14 protein-coding genes are annotated in these 15,949 nt (G+C 69.3%); 10 read left to right on the top strand and 4 right to left on the bottom strand.

Features of this window, described 5'->3' with window-relative positions; translation table 11 throughout:
* The first annotated feature begins 66 nt into the window (after positions 1-66).
* From NFR93_RS06735 to rplL, 3 genes are all read left to right on the top strand, one after another.
* Positions 67-1,056, top strand: coding sequence for a type IV toxin-antitoxin system AbiEi family antitoxin domain-containing protein (locus NFR93_RS06735; RefSeq protein WP_251451120.1), 990 nt, complete (start codon positions 67-69; stop codon positions 1,054-1,056).
* A 523-nt stretch (positions 1,057-1,579) separates the two neighbouring features.
* Positions 1,580-2,095: a 50S ribosomal protein L10 gene (gene rplJ / locus NFR93_RS06730; protein ID WP_251451118.1), complete on the top strand. Its 516-nt coding sequence runs from the start codon at positions 1,580-1,582 to the stop codon at positions 2,093-2,095.
* A gap of 44 nt (positions 2,096-2,139) precedes the next feature.
* Positions 2,140-2,529: a 50S ribosomal protein L7/L12 gene (gene rplL, locus NFR93_RS06725; RefSeq protein ID WP_251451116.1), complete on the top strand. Its 390-nt coding sequence runs from the start codon at positions 2,140-2,142 to the stop codon at positions 2,527-2,529.
* 72 nt (positions 2,530-2,601) lie between these two features.
* Here rplL and NFR93_RS06720 read toward each other — a convergent pair whose 3' ends face one another.
* Positions 2,602-3,663, bottom strand: coding sequence for a LacI family DNA-binding transcriptional regulator (locus NFR93_RS06720; protein WP_251451114.1), 1,062 nt, complete (start codon positions 3,661-3,663; stop codon positions 2,602-2,604).
* Between the two features lie 252 nt (positions 3,664-3,915).
* On the opposite strand from NFR93_RS06720, the gene NFR93_RS06715 reads away from it, so the two are divergent.
* From NFR93_RS06715 to NFR93_RS06705, 3 genes are all read left to right on the top strand, one after another.
* Positions 3,916-5,262, top strand: coding sequence for an ABC transporter substrate-binding protein (locus NFR93_RS06715; protein WP_251451112.1), 1,347 nt, complete (start codon positions 3,916-3,918; stop codon positions 5,260-5,262).
* A gap of 100 nt (positions 5,263-5,362) precedes the next feature.
* Positions 5,363-6,502: a carbohydrate ABC transporter permease gene (locus tag NFR93_RS06710; RefSeq protein ID WP_251451110.1), complete on the top strand. Its 1,140-nt coding sequence runs from the start codon at positions 5,363-5,365 to the stop codon at positions 6,500-6,502.
* A gap of 1 nt (position 6,503) precedes the next feature.
* On the top strand, positions 6,504-7,466 hold the full coding sequence (locus tag NFR93_RS06705; RefSeq protein ID WP_251451108.1) for a carbohydrate ABC transporter permease: 963 nt from the start codon (positions 6,504-6,506) through the stop codon (positions 7,464-7,466).
* A 32-nt stretch (positions 7,467-7,498) separates the two neighbouring features.
* On the opposite strand, the gene NFR93_RS06700 is transcribed toward NFR93_RS06705, so the two are convergent.
* Together NFR93_RS06700 and NFR93_RS06695 are read right to left on the bottom strand one after the other, a co-directional pair.
* A complete protein-coding gene (locus NFR93_RS06700; RefSeq protein WP_353049902.1) occupies positions 7,499-8,191 on the bottom strand; it encodes a DUF305 domain-containing protein in 693 nt (230 codons plus the stop codon).
* Positions 8,192-8,197: 6 nt separating this feature from the next.
* Positions 8,198-8,929 (bottom strand): thioredoxin-like domain-containing protein, encoded by a 732-nt coding sequence (locus NFR93_RS06695; protein ID WP_502846261.1) that lies wholly within the window; start codon positions 8,927-8,929, stop codon positions 8,198-8,200.
* Positions 8,930-9,099: 170 nt separating this feature from the next.
* On the opposite strand from NFR93_RS06695, the gene NFR93_RS06690 reads away from it, so the two are divergent.
* The 4 genes from NFR93_RS06690 to NFR93_RS06675 all read left to right on the top strand — a co-directional run bounded on the left by NFR93_RS06690 (position 9,100) and on the right by NFR93_RS06675 (position 15,738).
* Complete coding sequence (locus NFR93_RS06690; protein ID WP_251451104.1) at positions 9,100-10,461, top strand: multidrug effflux MFS transporter; 1,362 nt, start codon at positions 9,100-9,102, stop codon at positions 10,459-10,461.
* A gap of 114 nt (positions 10,462-10,575) precedes the next feature.
* Positions 10,576-11,274, top strand: coding sequence for a phosphatase PAP2 family protein (locus NFR93_RS06685; RefSeq protein ID WP_251451102.1), 699 nt, complete (start codon positions 10,576-10,578; stop codon positions 11,272-11,274).
* Positions 11,275-11,283: 9 nt separating this feature from the next.
* Positions 11,284-13,275, top strand: coding sequence for a helicase HerA-like domain-containing protein (locus NFR93_RS06680; RefSeq protein ID WP_251451099.1), 1,992 nt, complete (start codon positions 11,284-11,286; stop codon positions 13,273-13,275).
* Positions 13,276-13,278: 3 nt separating this feature from the next.
* The gene (locus NFR93_RS06675) at positions 13,279-15,738 is read left to right on the top strand and encodes an FdhF/YdeP family oxidoreductase (protein ID WP_251451097.1); all 2,460 of its coding nucleotides are present in this window, start codon (positions 13,279-13,281) and stop codon (positions 15,736-15,738) included.
* On the opposite strand, the gene NFR93_RS06670 is transcribed toward NFR93_RS06675, so the two are convergent.
* Entirely contained in the window at positions 15,735-15,947 is a 213-nt protein-coding gene (locus tag NFR93_RS06670; RefSeq protein WP_251451095.1) for a three-helix bundle dimerization domain-containing protein, read from the bottom strand. The two genes, NFR93_RS06675 and NFR93_RS06670, sit on opposite strands and share 4 nt — an antisense overlap.
* Positions 15,948-15,949 lie beyond the last annotated feature (2 nt).

The raw sequence follows: 15,949 nt of genomic DNA, 5'->3' as shown, positions 1-15,949 counted from the left end.
TCGCGTTGTCCACGACGGGGCCGACGGCACGAGTGAGGCGGAGCGGATGCCGCAATCGTGGCGTCCATGACACGTCACATCACCTTTGCGCAGGCGCTAGAGTCCGTGCGTTCGCGCTCACAGCTGCTCGCGGCGGGATATCGGCCGCGCGACGTCCGACGCGGTCTCGAGAGCGGCAGCATCCGAAGACTGCAGCGCAACCGCTATGTCGAAGGGGAGGTCTGGAGCGGCCTGTGGCCGGAGTCCCAGCATCGGCTCGAGGCGGCGGCGGCCGTCGCCGAGATGGGGGGCGGCGCCGGGGTGCTCTCCCACGTGTCCGCCGCGGTTGCGTGGGGTCTGCCCCTCTACCGGTTGAGGCCGGCAGCCGTGCATATGACGATGCCGACCGGATCCCGCGCATCGGGTCGCACCCGCCTCGTCCGGCACGCCGATGCCCTCACCGACCATGACGTCACGGACATCGCAGGTGTGCGTTGCACCACTCTGGAGCGGACCGTGTTCGACGTCTGCCGAACCGTCGGTCTGGAGGCTGCGATCTCCGTTGCGGACGCTGCGCTTCGCCACGTCGCCGTCGCGGGTCGTTCCTACGACGCGGACGTGGTGGCGAACTGGCGAGAGCGGATGCTGGACCGCGTCGCCGCCGCACCCGGACGACGCGGGGTGAGACAGGCCGGTGAGGCGGCCCGGCTGGCGGACGGGCGAGCAGAGCTCCCGGGCGAGAGCGTCACGCGGCTGCGGCTCGTGCAGCTCGGCTTCGTCGACATCCATCCGCAGGTGCGGGTCGCAGGCCCGGGGACGTCGCAGTACTTCGTCGACCTCGGAGTGGACGACGTGCGGAGCTTCGTCGAGTTCGACGGAGCGTCCAAGTATCAGGACGAAGCCCTGCGAGCCGGAAAGACACTCGAGGAAGTGCTCCTCGCAGAGAAGAGGCGCGAGGATTGGATCCGCGGCACGACCCAGCGCCGGTTCGTCCGTGTCGAGGACGCTCACATCGGCGACCTGCGCACCTTCGCCGCCCGCCTCGCCGCCTTCGGGATCCAGCCGCCACATGGGTGATCAACGGCGCGACGGTCGATGCTGCGCACCGCGGTTCACGCATCCTCATCACGTGTTCTGGCGCGCAGCGCTCCGGGCAGGTGGTCAGATCACGTGGTCTCGCCGAGACGACGGCTTCCGAGCGCGCGGGACGCGTCGTCTCGGCGACGTCACGTGTTCTGGGCGCAATGGGGGTGGGCGCGATGGGGTGGGGCGCGATGGGGTGGGGGCGCGAAGCGAGGGCGGCCTTCGCGACGTCACGTGTTCTGGCCGGGCACGCAGGGACCGGACCCGCAGGATTTGGTGCGGGGGGATGCTGTCGCTTAGACTTCCGGGAGCCGAAGACCGCCGGTCATCGACGTGCGTGAGAGCGTACCGAGATCGAAGCTCTGCAGTGCAGGGGCCCGCGCAGGTGTCACGAACGATTCTCCCTCACCGGAATTCCGCTCCGTGCGCTTGCGCCGGAGCTTTTTTCATTGCAGCGCCGGTGTTCCAGGTCGACGCCCCGCCTCCGCGGAGCGTCTCGTACACACAAGGAGTGGCCATGGCGCAGAAGGAAGCATCGGTCGCCGAGCTCACGAAGCACTTCGAGGACTCGACCGCCGTACTGCTGACCGAGTACCGCGGCCTGACGGTTGCCGAGCTCAAAGAGCTCCGCAACACGATCCGTCAGGACGCGGAGTACGCCGTGGTGAAGAACACGCTGACCAAGATCGCCGCGAACAACGCGGGGATCTCGTCGCTGGACGACGACCTCAAGGGTCCGTCGGCCGTGGCGTTCGTGCACGGTGACCCGGTCGCCGTCGCGAAGGGCCTGCGCGCCTTCGCCAAGGCACATCCTCATCTCGTGATCAAGGGCGGTTTCTTCGACGGAAACCCCCTGAGCGCGGACGAGGTCAACAAGCTCGCCGACCTCGAGAGCCGTGAAGTCCTGCTGGCGAAGCTCGCCGGCGCGATGAAGGCATCGATGACGAAGGCGGCATACGTCTTCAACGCACTGCCGTCGAAGGCCGTTCGCACGGTCGACGCGCTGCGTGAGAAGCAGGAGTCCGCGGCCTGACATCGGGCCCCGGCGTAGTACAACCCCAATCAAGGAGAATCATCATGGCAAAGCTCAGCACTGAGGAGCTGCTCGACGCGTTCAAGGAGCTCACGCTCATCGAGCTCAGCGAGTTCGTCAAGGCGTTCGAGGAGACCTTCGACGTCACCGCCGCCGCTCCCGTGGCCGTGGCCGCTGCCGGCGCCCCCGCCGGTGGTGCCCCCGCCGAGGAGGCCGAGGAGAAGGACGCGTTCGACGTCATCCTCGAGGCCGCCGGCGACAAGAAGATCCAGGTCATCAAGGTCGTCCGCGAGCTCACCTCGCTCGGCCTCGGCGAGGCCAAGGCCGTCGTCGACGGTGCGCCCAAGCCCGTGCTCGAGGGCGCGAACAAGGACGACGCCGAGAAGGCCAAGGCCAAGCTCGAAGAGGCCGGCGCGACGGTTACCCTCAAGTAATCACGCTCAGCCGTACGAAGGCTCCGGATGCTTCGGCATCCGGAGCCTTCGTCGTTCCACGCCGCCGCGCTCTCACTCGTCCCAGAACCGCCGTCGCGCGTGGTCGCGCATGTCGACGGCCACCGTCGACTCGTGGGTGTCGGGAGGAGCGGTGGATGCGCGCATGACGAGCCGCGCCTTGAGCCGGATGTCGACGGGGGGACGCCCCGGGTGGTCGAGCTGCTCCACCAGCAGATCGACCGCGGCGGCGCCCTGCTCGCGCGGCACCTGTTCGAGGGTGGTGAGGGCGAACATCTCGGCGTATTCGTGGTCGTCGATGCCCACGACGCTGAGGTCGGTCGGCACGCGGATGCCGAGGCGGCGCGACGCGATGATCGCACCGATCGCGACTTCGTCGCAGACCCCGACGATGGCCGTCGGCCGACGCGTGTCGCCGAGGAGGTCCACCGCGGCCGCGTAGCCGCCGGGAAGGCTCACGTCGGAGCGGACGTGCACCGCATGATCGTCCAGGCCCGCCTGCGACATGGCGAGCCGGTAGCCGCTGAGCCGACGCCGGTCCACCTCGGCCCAGTTCGTCCCGCCGCCACCGCCGAGGAACGCGATCTCGCGATGGCCGAGACTGATGAGGTGCTCGGTGGCGCGACGCACCGCATGATCGTCGTCGATCGCGACGGTGCTGGTCGGGCCGCGCTCTCCGACCACGATCACGACCGGCCTGTCGATCTCCAGCATCCGCTGCACCTCGTCGTGCGCAGGCTCCAGCCCCACGGCGATCAGGCCGTCGAACCTCTTGCGTGCCAGGAAGTCCTGGAAGATCCGCCGACGTCCCTCCGTTCCCGGCTTCGCGTCGTACAGCGTCAGATCCAGTCCGCGGGCCAGGAGCGAGGCCTGGATCCCTTCGAGGACCTCGGCGAAGAACCAGCGGTTGACGTAGGGCATGATCACGCCGATGTTGCGCGTGCGACCGGTCGCCAGGCTCACCGCGCTCGTCGAGGCGACGTAGCCCAAAGCCCTCGCCGCCCCCACGACGCGGTCGCGCGTCGCATCCGAGACATACCCCGACCCGGTGAGCGCACGGCTCGCCGTGGACTTCGACACGCCCGCAAGCCGGGCGACGTCCGCGATACCGCTCACGTGTGCTGCCTCCCGCGTCGCCCGCCTTCGCCGCGACGTTGTGGGAAAGCGTAGGCGAATCACGCCCGGAAGGGAACCGGTTCCATGTACATCCCACAATTCGGCCTGGCGGCTTTCCGCTGTTTACCGAGTTGTGACCTTCCGGGCCGTTGTGCGCCCGGGGGAAGTCGAATAGCGTGGCCTGGAATCGGTTCCCTACTTTCCTGCAGGCCGGTTCCCGGGGTGGAAGCCCCTACTCGAAGAGGAGGACTCATGAAGACTCACAGGCGAGGACGCATCCTCGGCTCGGTCGCCGCGATCAGCGTCGCCGGCATCGCACTGGCCGGCTGCACCGGAGGCCCGGGCACCGGCGGCAACGGCGGCGGCGACGGAGGCGGCGACGGGGGAGAGGACGACAACGTCGTCACCATCTACGGCACCATCTCGGGCACCGAGGCAGAGCTGCTCGAAGAGTCGTGGGCCGAATGGGAGGAAGAGAACGGCATCGACATCGAGTACGAGGCCTCTCAGGAGTTCGAGGCGCAGATCGCCGTGCGCGCGCAGGGCGGCAGCGCCCCCGATCTCGCGATTTTCCCGCAGCCCGGTCTGCTCGCCGACATGGCCACCCGCGGCTTCCTCGTCGAGGCGCCCGAGGCGGTCAAGGCGAACGCCGAGGAGTACTGGACCGACCTGTGGCAGGGCTTCGGCACCGTCGACGACACCTTCTACGGCGCGCCGCTGATGGCGAGCGTCAAGGGCTGGATCTGGTACTCGCCCGCCACCTTCGAAGAGAACGGCTGGGAGATCCCGACCACGTGGCAGGGCCTCAAGGACCTCACCGCGCAGATCGCCGAAGAGACCGACGGCCCGCCGTGGTGCGTCGGGTTCGGGTCGGACGCGGCCACGGGCTGGCCGGGGACCGACTGGATCGAGGACGTCGTGCTGCGCCAGTCGGGTACCGACGTCTACGACCAGTGGGTGGCGAACGAGATCCCCTTCACCGACCCGCAGATCAAGTCGGCCTTCGACGAGGTGGGGAGCATCATCCTCAACCCCGAGTACGTCAACGCCGGCTACGGCGACGTGCAGTCGATCGGCACCACCCCGTTCGGCGACCCGGCCACGGCGCTCGCCAGCGGTGACTGCCTGCTGCACCACCAGGCCTCGTTCTACGACGGCTTCATCGTGGATGCCGGCGCGACGGTCGCCGAAGACGGCGACATCTGGGCCTTCATCACTCCTCCGTTCGAGGAGTCCGACGGAGGCGCCGCGACGGTCACCGGCGGTGGCGAGATCGTGGGCGCGTTCGACGACTCGGAGAGCACCCAGGCGGTGCAGGAGTACCTGTCCAGCCCCGAGTGGGCGAACAGCCGCGTGTCGCTCGGCGGCGTGATCAGCGCGAACAAGGGGCTCGACCCCGCCAACGCGTCCAGCGCCATCCTGTCGGAAGCCATCGAGCTGCTGCAGGACGACGCGACCACGTTCCGCTTCGACGGATCGGACCTGATGCCCTCGAGCGTCGGTGCCGGCACGTTCTGGCAGGGCATGCGCGACTGGGTCAACGGCACGGACACCGACACGGTGCTCGAGCAGATCGAGTCGGGCTGGCCCTCCAGCTGATCGGTCGCAACGGGGCCGTCCCGAAGGGGCGGCCCCGTTCCCTCGCCGCGGGTGATCCCGCGAAACCCCGAGTTCGTCGTCGCACTCGAAAGGACGCCCCATGACCGCCCGTGAATTCTTCCAGTGGCTGAGCACCCTCTCGCCCTGGCTCGAGATCCCCATCATCGTCGGCGCGTTCGTGCTGGTGGTGGGGATCATCCTCTTCTTCGTCGAGATCGCACCGCGCGCCGGCCGCAAGTACACGATCATCCGCCTCGCGGTGTGCGTGCTCTTCCCCGTCGCCCTGCTGTTCTTCCTGCAGTCCTACTGGTGGGCGATCCTCGCAGCCGGCGCGCTCGGGCTCCTCTTCTTCTGGCTCGACATGCGGTCCCGCGAAGGGTCCGGTTCTCTCTTCACGATCGTGGCCTTCCTGGCGCCGGCGCTCCTGCTGGTCCTCATCGGGCTGGTCGTCCCCACCATCCAGACGTTCTTCCAGTCCTTCCTCAACTCCAGCGGCACCGCGTTCGTGGGGCTGGACAACTTCCTGTGGGTCTTCACACAGCCCCAGGGCGTGCGCACGATCATCAACACGATCATCTGGGTGCTCATCGCCCCGGCGGTCTCGACCGTGGCCGGGCTCGCCTACGCCTACTTCATCGACAAGACCCGAGGCGAGAAGTACTACAAGATCCTGGTGTTCCTGCCCTTCGCGATCTCCTTCGTGGGTGCGTCGATCATCTGGCGCTTCATGTACACCTCGCGGCCGGCCGAAGCGGCTCAGATCGGCCTGCTGAACCAGATCATCGTGTGGTTCGGCGGCCAGCCCATCAACTTCCTCGCCGCCGACCCGTGGAACACCCTGTTCCTCATCGTGGTGCTCATCTGGTCGCAGACCGGCTTCGCCATGGTGGTGCTCTCGGCTGCCATCAAGGGCGTGCCCACCGAGCAGCTCGAGGCCGCAGAGCTCGACGGCACGAACGCCTGGCAGCGATTCTTCAACGTCGTCGTTCCCGGCATCCGCTCGTCGCTCATCGTGGTGCTGACGACGATCTCGATCGTCTCGCTGAAGGTGTTCGACATCGTCCGCACCATGACGGCGGGTGCGAACAACACCTCGGTCATCGCCAACGAGATGTACACCCAGTTCCGCAGCTTCGAGTCCGGGAGGTCGGCCGCATTCGCGGTGATCCTGTTCGTGCTCGTCCTGCCGATCGTCATCTACAACGCCAGACAGCTCAAGAAGCAGCGGGAGGTGCGCTGACATGGCCATGCCTGTGGAACTGCCGGTCGACGACCAGACGAAGCGCCGCGTCACGCGCGGCGAGAAGAAGGCAGAGGCGCCGCTCGCCCGCACCAAGCGGCGGCTGACGTCGCGCTGGGCGACGCTCGCCGCGCTCATCATCGCGATCCTGTGGTCGATCCCCACGCTGGGGCTGCTGATCACCTCCTTCCGCCCGCGCGAGGAGATCCAGACCTCGGGCTGGTGGACGATCTTCTCGAACTGGGGATGGACGCTCGACAACTACACGACGGCGCTTCAAGCCGGCAACAGCCAGCTGACGCTGGCCGGATCGTTCGTCAACTCGTTCGCGATCACGATCCCCGCCACCGTCATCCCGATCGTCATCGCGATGCTGGCCGCCTATGCGTTCGCGTGGATGGACTTCAAGGGCAAGAACATCCTGTTCATCTTCGTGTTCGCCCTGCAGATCGTCCCGATCCAGATGGCCCTCATCCCGCTGCTGCAGCTGTTCTCGCAGGGGACGATCTTCGGCGTCCCGGTGATCGTGCCGCTGGGCTCTGCCGGCTATACGCAGGTGTGGATCGCGCACACGATCTTCGCCATGCCGCTGGCCATCTTCCTGCTCCACAACTTCGTCTCGGAGATCCCGCGCGAAGTGATCGAAGCGGCGAAGGTGGACGGTGCGGGCCACGGGCAGACGTTCTTCCGCATCGTGATCCCGCTGACGATGCCGGCCATCGCGTCGATCGCGATCTTCCAGTTCCTGTGGGTGTGGAACGACCTGCTGGTCGCCCTCATCTTCGCTGACGGCAACGTGGCTCCGATCACCAAGATGGTGGCCGAGCTCGCCGGAAGCCGCGGACAGGACTGGTATCTGCTCACCGCGGGTGCCTTCATCGCGGTGATCGTGCCGCTGATCGTGTTCCTCGCGCTGCAGCGCTACTTCGTTCGCGGGCTCCTCGCGGGGTCGACGAAGGGCTGAGGCCAGTCGGCTGGCGGCGGTGCACGCTGTCGTCAGCCGGCGCAGCCCAGTCGGGCCGAGATCGCCCGCATCGCCTCGATCTCGGCGGATTGCCCGGCCACGATGCTGCCCGCAACGTCGAGCACGCGCGGCTCGGAACCGAGGTCGATCACCGCCTCGGCCATCGGGATCGCGCCTTCGTGGTGGCGGATCATCAGGTCGAGGAAGAGGCAGTCCGCTTCGGCGCCGGTCGCGTTCTGCAGAGCGGCGAGCTCGGCGTCCGTCGCCATCCCCATCGCCGCGTGCGCTTCGGCGTCGGTGAGGTCGTCGCCGGATGCCGCGCCGTGGCCGTGCTCGTCGCCTGACGCGTCCATCCACGCCATCATCGGACCGCCCGACTGCGAAAGCCCCCACTGCACCAGCCAGTCGTACATCTCACCCCGCTGGCCGGCCTGACCCGTGGCGATGTCGTAGCTGAGCACGCGAAGCTCTTCGTCCTCGGTCTTCCGGTAGATCTCCATGGCCATCTGGATGGCCTGGGCGTGGTGGGCCTGCATGTCTCGCGAGAACCCGGCCTCAGCCGAGGCGTCGCCCGGCGTCAGCGGTCCCGCAGCGGAGAAGGTGGAGAACCGCCCGACGGCGAAGGCGACCCCGGCGATGGCGAGGATCGCGAGGGCCACCATCCACCAGCGGATGCCGGCGCGTCCCGTCTCGGCGATCTCGTCGTCGACGACCGGTCGACTCACGGCCGATCAGCTCTGCTTGCCGGGCGCGTCGAGCGCGCCGCTGCAGACGGCGTTGGGCTCGGGCACGTTCTGGCTGCGCCAGTACTCCTCGAAGAACGCGGGGATGCGCTCGTCATCGGCCGAATCGAGCTGGAGCTGGGTGTTCCAGCCACTCAGCACGATGGGGGAGTCCAGGCCCTCGTACGGTGACAGGATGACGTAGCTCGAGGGCAGGTGCGCCCGGAGCGTGTCGAGCTCGTCGCCCGACACCTGCTCGGCGTCGTAGGTGACCCAGATCGCGCCGTGCTCCATCGAGTGGACGGCGTTCTCGTTCGGAACCGGCTGGTCGTACACGCCGCAGTTGAGCCAGACGGCGTTGTGCGGGCCGCCCGCGGGCGGGCTCTGCTCGTACTCGACGGTGCCCTCGACGTGATCGGTGGCGTTCTCGAAGGTCTCGACGCCCTCGATCTCGGCGCCGGTGCTGTCGCCGGCGGTGTACGAGGGCGGTGCCGGCGGCGCGAAGACGATGGAGGCCACGATGAGCGCCACGACCGCGACGGCGGCCGTCGACCCGACGACCCACCAGACGAGCTTGCTGCGCCGGCGCTTGGCGAGCTGCTTCTGGTACTCGGCCAGCTTCTCCTGGCGACGCTGCTCGCGCTGCTGCTTGACGGTCAGATTGATCTCGGCCTGCTTGGCGGGGTTGCCGCTGCGCTGCTTGTCGGTCGGGCTCACGCAGTCGAGTTTATGCGGCCGCATGAGGTCGAGGCTGGACAATGCCTCCGATGACGCCGTCAGTGCGGCGGGCGGCATCCGCTATCATGGACTCGAATCGATTCGACCGCGACATCCTTCGCCCTCACGATTCCTCCTCGCACCGCCAGCCGCACGTGCGCCTCGCTCGCCCTCGACTCAGAGATCTCCCCGCCTTGCTCGACACCGCCTCCATTCCCGTCGTCCGCCCCGACGCCACGCGCTCCGAGCAGCCGCGCCAGCGCCCCCAGCCTCCGCACACCGGCGCCATCCGCGCGATCGGGTCGAACCCGGCCACGGCGCCGATCGTGCTGCACCCGGGCGACTCGATCTCGAGCCGACGCCGGGTGCTGTACATCATCCTGCTGGGCGCGCTCACCGCCCTCGGGCCGTTCACGATCGACCTCTACCTGCCGGCCTTCCCGGTGCTCGAGGCGGACTTCGACACGACGTCCGCGGCCATCCAGCTGACGCTGACCGGCACGATGCTCGGATTCGCCCTGGGGCAGCTCATCGTCGGCCCGCTCAGCGACAAGGTCGGACGGCGGCTTCCGCTCCTCATCGTCACCGCGCTCCACGTGGTCGCGAGCGCGGCGGCGGCCCTCGCCCCCACGCTGGAGCTGCTCTCGCTGTCGCGCGTGTTCATGGGCGCGGGTGCCGCGGCGGGCGGCGTCGTCGCCGCGGCGATCGTGCGCGACCTGTTCGGCGGCCGTCGCCTCGTGGTCATGCTCTCTCGCCTGGCCCTGGTCTCGGGTGCCGCGCCCGTCCTGGCTCCGCTCGTGGGTTCGGCTCTGCTGCTCGTGATGCCGTGGCGGGGGATCTTCGTCGTCCTCGCCGTCTACGGCGCGGTGATGCTCGTGTCGGCGATCCTGTTCATCCCCGAGACCCTTCCGCCGGCCCGTCGGCACGAGCGCGGCGCGACCACGGTGTGGCAGCGGTATCGCAGCGTCTTCACCGACCGCGTCTTCATCGGCGTGCTCTTCATCGGCGCCATGACCTTCAGCGGGCTGTTCTCCTACCTGTCCGCGTCGCCGTTCCTGGTGCAGGAGAGCTTCGGCTTCGACGCGCAGCAGTACGGCGTGCTGTTCGCGGTGAACTCGATCGGCCTGGTGGTCGGCGTGCAGATCGCCTCGCGTCTGGCCGCTCGCTACGGACCGCAGTGGGTTCTGGCGTTCTCGACCGCGTCGCTGCTCCTGTGGGCGACGGTCATCGTCGTCAACGACCAACTGGGGCTGGGTGTGTGGGGAACGCTCATCCCGTTGTTCCTGTTCATGACCTCGTGCGGCTTCACCTTCCCCTGCGTGCAGGTGCTGGCCCTCGATCGGCATGGCCGTGCCGCCGGCACGGCGCAGTCGATCATCGGCGCCACCAACTTCGGGGTGGCGGGGCTGATCTCGCCCGTCGTCGGCTGGATCGCGCAGGGCTCGGGCATCACGGCGACGACGATGGCCTCGGTGATGGCCGGATGCGCCGTGATCGGTGTCGCGGCCCTCTGGCTGCTGGTGCGTCCGCGCACGGTGGAGCGTCTCGCGCCCTGACGCGGAGCACTCACCCGGCGCCCGTGCAGCAACCTGCGCGGCCATATGATCTCACGGATCGCCGGTTCTGCGCGAGCCGTGTTCACTTCCCGTTCACCCTGGCAGGATGACCCCATGAAGGATCACCCTGAGACCGACGTCCGCGTAGCGTATCGCCGCCCGCTCTGGATCGGCACGGCCGCGGTGGTCGCCGGTGTGATCCTCGGCGTCGGCATCCTCGTCGGTCTCGGCAATGCCACCTTCGGCTTCGATGCGGCGTGGCAGGATCTGCTCTCGGCCAGCCGTGGGCCGGCGATGCTGGCCTTCTCGTACGCCCTGGACTGGATCGGCGGCGGATGGTTCGGTGTCTTCGCCGTGCCGATCGGCGTCGCGATCATCCTGCTCATCATGCGACGCCCGTGGGGTGCGGGGTTCTTCCTCGCCGCCGAGATCGTCAGCGTCCTCGCGGTGCAGCTCCTCAAGCAGACCATCGGTCGCGCGCGACCCGAGGACATCCTGGTCCACGCCGACGTCGGCTCCTTCCCGTCCGGCCACGTCGCCAACGCCGCCACGATCGCCGTCGCACTGTTCGTGCTGTTCCCGAAGGTGTGGGTCGCCGTCGGCGGTGCGGTGTGGACGCTTGCGATGGCCTTCTCGCGCACGTACCTCGGGGCGCACTGGATCAGCGACACCATCGGCGGAGCTCTCGTCGGCGCCGGCGCGGCGCTGCTGGTCGCCGCCGCCTTCGCCAAGCCCCTCGCCCGCGAGGAGGTCCGTCACGGCGCGAAGCGAGCCCCCGAAGCCGCCCCGGGCAAGGACCCCGGCCCTAGCTAGGCTGAGCCCATGACTGCGTCGTCCGAGCCCGATCCCGCCGTCGCTGCCGCCGAAGCCGAGCTGGCGCGCCTGCGCGCCGAGGCCGAAGCGGCCGAAGCCCAGCTCAAGGCCGCCCAGGCGCGAGCCGCGCTCGCCGCCGCCGAAGCCGAGGCCGCGAAGTCGCGTGCGGCGGGACCCCCGGCGTCGACGACTGCCCCCTCGAGCACCGAACCCGCGAGCGAGCCCTCGAGCGACGAGCCCTCGATCACCGAGTCCTCGAGCGCCGAGTCTCCGGGCGCCGAGTCCGGCTCCGTTCCCGAGCCCGCGGCCGAGCCCGCGGCGCCCGAGGCTGCACCGACGGCCGAGCCCGCCGCCGCGGAGCCCGCCGCCGGACCACTGGATGCCGCCGAGGTCGACGCCGTACGGCGGGGTTACGCCTTCGAGGCCGAGACGCTCGACCTCGGCGCCCTGGTCAACACCGACCCGCTCCCGGACGTGCAGGTGCGCATTCCGCTCGCCATGATGAACCGGCACGGACTCGTCGCCGGGGCGACGGGCACGGGCAAGACCCGGACGCTGCAGGGTCTGGCGGAGCAGCTCGCCGCGAAGGGCGTTCCGGTGTTCGCCGCCGACATCAAGGGCGACCTCTCGGGTGTCGCCACCCCCGGCGTGGCGAGTGACAAGCTCCTGGCCCGCACGGTCGGCATCGGCCAGGACTGGCAGCCCGCGGCATCCGCCACCGAGTACTTCGCCCTCGGCGGTGTCGGCAAGGGCGTGCCCGTCCGCGCGACCGTGAGCGGGTTCGGGCCGCTGCTGCTGAGCAAGGTGCTGGGGCTCAACGCCACGCAGGAGTCGAGCCTCGGTCTGGTGTTCCACTACGCCGACAAGAACGGCCTCGCGCTCGTCGACCTGTCCGACCTCCGCGCCGTGCTCACCTACCTCACGAGCGACGAGGGCAAGGGCGAGCTGAAGGAGCTCGGCGGTCTGTCGGCGGCCACGGCGGGGGTCATCCTCCGCGAACTGATCACGTTCGCGGACGAGGGCGCCGACGTCTTCTTCGGGGAGCCGGAGTTCGACGTCGCAGAGTTCCTGCGCACCGCCCCCGACGGCCGCGGCATCATCAGCCTGCTCGAGGTGCCGGGGGTGGCGGACAAGCCCGCGCTCTTCTCGACGTTCCTCATGTACCTGCTCGCCGAGCTGTTCGAGACCCTCCCCGAAGTGGGCGACGTCGACAAGCCCAAGCTGGTGTTCTTCTTCGACGAGGCCCACCTGCTCTTCACCGGAGCATCGAAGGACTTCACCGCGGCGATCGTGCAGACCGTGCGCCTCATCCGCTCCAAAGGCGTCGGCGTCTTCTTCGTCACGCAGACCCCCAAGGACGTGCCCGGCGACGTGCTCGCCCAGCTCGGCTCCCGCGTGCAGCACGCCCTCCGCGCGTTCACCCCCGACGACGCCAAAGCGCTCCGCGCCACGGTCGGCACATACCCCCGATCGGGCTACAACCTCGAGCGCGTGCTGCAGGAGCTCGGCACGGGCGAGGCGATCGTCACCGTCATGAGCGAGAAGGGCGCGCCCACCCCCGTCGCGTGGACGCGCCTGCGGGCTCCTCAGGGGTTGATGACGCCCACCCCGGATGCCGCGATCGACGCCGCCGTGGCGGCATCCCCGTTGCTGGCGAAATACGGGACCCCCATCGACCGGGAGTCGGCCCGAGAGCTGCTCACGGCGAAGATGAAGGCGGCGGAAGAGGCCGAAGCGGCCGAGCAGGCCGCCCTCGAGAAGGCGAAGATCGACGCGGAGTTCGCGCGTCAGCAGGCGGCGATCGACAAGGCGAAGGCGGATGCCGAGCGCAAGGCGCAGCAGGAGTACGAGCGGCTGCTGAAGAAGACGTCGGGCTCGTCCCGCACCACGCGATCGTCCCGCACGACGAAGAGCCCGCTCGAGCAGGTCTTGAACTCGAAGTCCACGCAGACGATCATCGGCGCCGTCATCCGCGGCGTCTTCGGCACCGGCAGGCGCTGACCGATGGCGTCGAAGCCTCCCCGCACCGACATCGACGAGTCCCGCCTGAGGGTGAGCGACCCCGCACGGGTGGCGGTGGGCGTGCCGGCCGTCGCCCACGCCCTGCAGATGTCGATCGAGCAGATGGGGGTCGCGCGCAGCATCCGGACGCTCGCCCGCGTGAATCAGAAGGACGGCTTCGACTGCCCCGGATGCGCATGGCCCGAGGAGGACAAGCGCCACGTCGCGGAGTTCTGCGAGAACGGCGCCAAGGCGGTGGCCGAAGAGGCGACGCTGCGGCGGGTCGGCCCGGAGTTCTTCGCCGCGCACTCCGTGGCGGAGCTCGCCGATCACGACGACTGGTGGCTGGGGCAGCAGGGACGGCTGACCCAGCCGATGGTGCTCGACGAGGGCGCGACCCACTACCGTCCGATCTCGTGGGACGACGCGCTGCGCGAGATCGCGACGCACCTGCGGGACCTCGGCGACCCCGACGACGCGGTGTTCTACACCTCGGGGCGCACCTCCAACGAGGCGGCGTTCCTGTACCAGCTGCTGGTGCGCGGTCTCGGCACCAACAATCTGCCCGACTGCTCGAACATGTGTCACGAGTCCAGCGGCTCCGCCCTGACCGAGACGATCGGCATCGGCAAGGGAACGGTGTCGATCGACGACATCCATCGCGCCGACCTGCTCATCGTGGCGGGCCAGAACCCCGGCACCAACCACCCGCGGATGCTGAGCGCCCTCGAGAAGGCCAAGGCCGGCGGCGCGCGGATCATCGCGGTCAACCCGCTGCCCGAGGCCGGGCTCGTGAAGTTCCAGAATCCGCAGACCGTCCGCGGCGTGCTCCTGGGCGGCACCGACCTGGCGGATCGGTTCCTGCAGATCCGGCTGGGCGGTGACCAGGCGCTCTTCCAGGCCATCGGCAAGCACCTGCTCGAGCGTGAGGCCGCGGTGGGCGGCATCCTGGATCGGGAGTTCATCGACGCGCACACGAGCGGCTTCGACGCCTACCGCGAGACGGTGACGGCCGTGCCGTGGCGAGAGCTCGAAGCGGCGACGGGACTCGCCGAAGACGTGCTGCGAGCCGTGGGCGACGACGTGGCCGCGTCATCGGCGACCATCGTGTGCTGGGCCATGGGGCTCACCCAGCACAAGCACTCGGTGGCGACTCTCCGCGATGTCGTGAACGTGCTGCTCCTGCGCGGCGACATCGGCCGTCCCGGCGCCGGGGTGTGCCCGGTGCGCGGCCACTCGAACGTGCAGGGCGATCGCACGATGGGCATCTACGAGAAGCCCGCCGAAGCGTTTCTCGAGGCGCTCGACCGCGAGTTCTCGTTCACCGCTCCGCGCGCCCACGGCTACGACACGGTGGCGGCGATCCGTGCGATGCGCGACGGCGCGGTGAGCTTCTTCATGGGGATGGGCGGCAACTTCGTCAGCGCCACCCCCGACACCGCCGTCGTGGAATCCGCGATGCGCCGGGTCGCGCTCACCGTGCAGGTGTCGACGAAGCTGAACCGTTCGCACGTCGTCACCGGTAGCCGCGCTCTCATCCTCCCGACGCTCGGTCGCACCGACCGCGACCGGCGCGGCGGACGCGAGCAGCGCGTCACGGTCGAGGACTCCATGGGTGCGGTCCACTCCTCACGCGGACGCCTGGCGCCGCCCTCCGACGAGCTGCTGAGCGAGGTGGCGATCGTCGCGCGGCTGTGCGGGATGCTGTTCCCCGGCGCCCCGCAGGGGGACGCCGGCGGCACGGCGACAGACCCGAGCCACGACGGCGATCCCGACCGGGGCCTGCCGGAGCGGCCCGCGGCCGATCAGCCGCATCGGGCACCGGGCGATGCCGACGATCGTGCCGGCGCGCGGCATCCGGCGGCCGCGCCGCGCGCGGACTGGGCGGCCCTCGAGACCGACTACGCGATGATCCGCGCGCACATCCAGAGCGTCATCCCCGGGTTCGACGACTTCGAGGAACGCATCGACAAGGGCCGGACGCTGCACCTGCCGAACGGCCCCCGTGACGCGCGCAGGTTCGCGACACCCGACGGTACGGCGCGGTTCACCGCCAACCCGCTGGAGTATCCGCGCATCCCGCCGGGACGGCTGCTGCTGCAGACGCTGCGCTCGCACGACCAGTACAACACCACGATCTACGGCAAGGACGACCGGTACCGCGGCATCCACCAGGGTCGCCGCGTCGTCATGGTCCACCCCGACGACATCGCCGAGCTGGGATGGCATGACGGGGACGTCGTCGACCTGGTGTCGGAGTGGACCGGCGACGACGGTACGCAGCAGGAGCGCCGGGCGCCGGCGTTCCGCATCGTGCCCTACCCGACGCCCCGTGGGAACGCCGCCGCGTACTATCCCGAGACCAACGTGCTCGTGCCGCTGGAGTCCGTCGCCGACGTGAGCGGGACGCCGACGTCGAAGTCGATCATCGTGCGGCTCGAGGCGCAGGCTCGGCAGCGCTAGGTCGCGGGTGTGGGATCGAGCCGCTCGGCCACGGCGCGCTCGACGAGCACGGGCACGAAGTCGCGGACATGCGCATCGTCGAAGGACTCGAACTCCTCGACGGTCAGTGCGCGTATCCGCTCCTCGGGGGTGTCGGGAAAACGCTCCGCAAGACGCTGCACGACATGCATGAGGGCCTCGTACTCGGAGTCCGGGTCGGTGTTGCTCACCC

It is taken from the genome of Microbacterium sp. Marseille-Q6648, assembly GCF_943181415.1.
Taxonomy (GTDB): domain Bacteria; phylum Actinomycetota; class Actinomycetes; order Actinomycetales; family Microbacteriaceae; genus Microbacterium.
The sequence above is the reverse complement of the archived record's forward strand: the minus strand, read 5'-3'. Positions and strand labels throughout refer to the sequence as shown.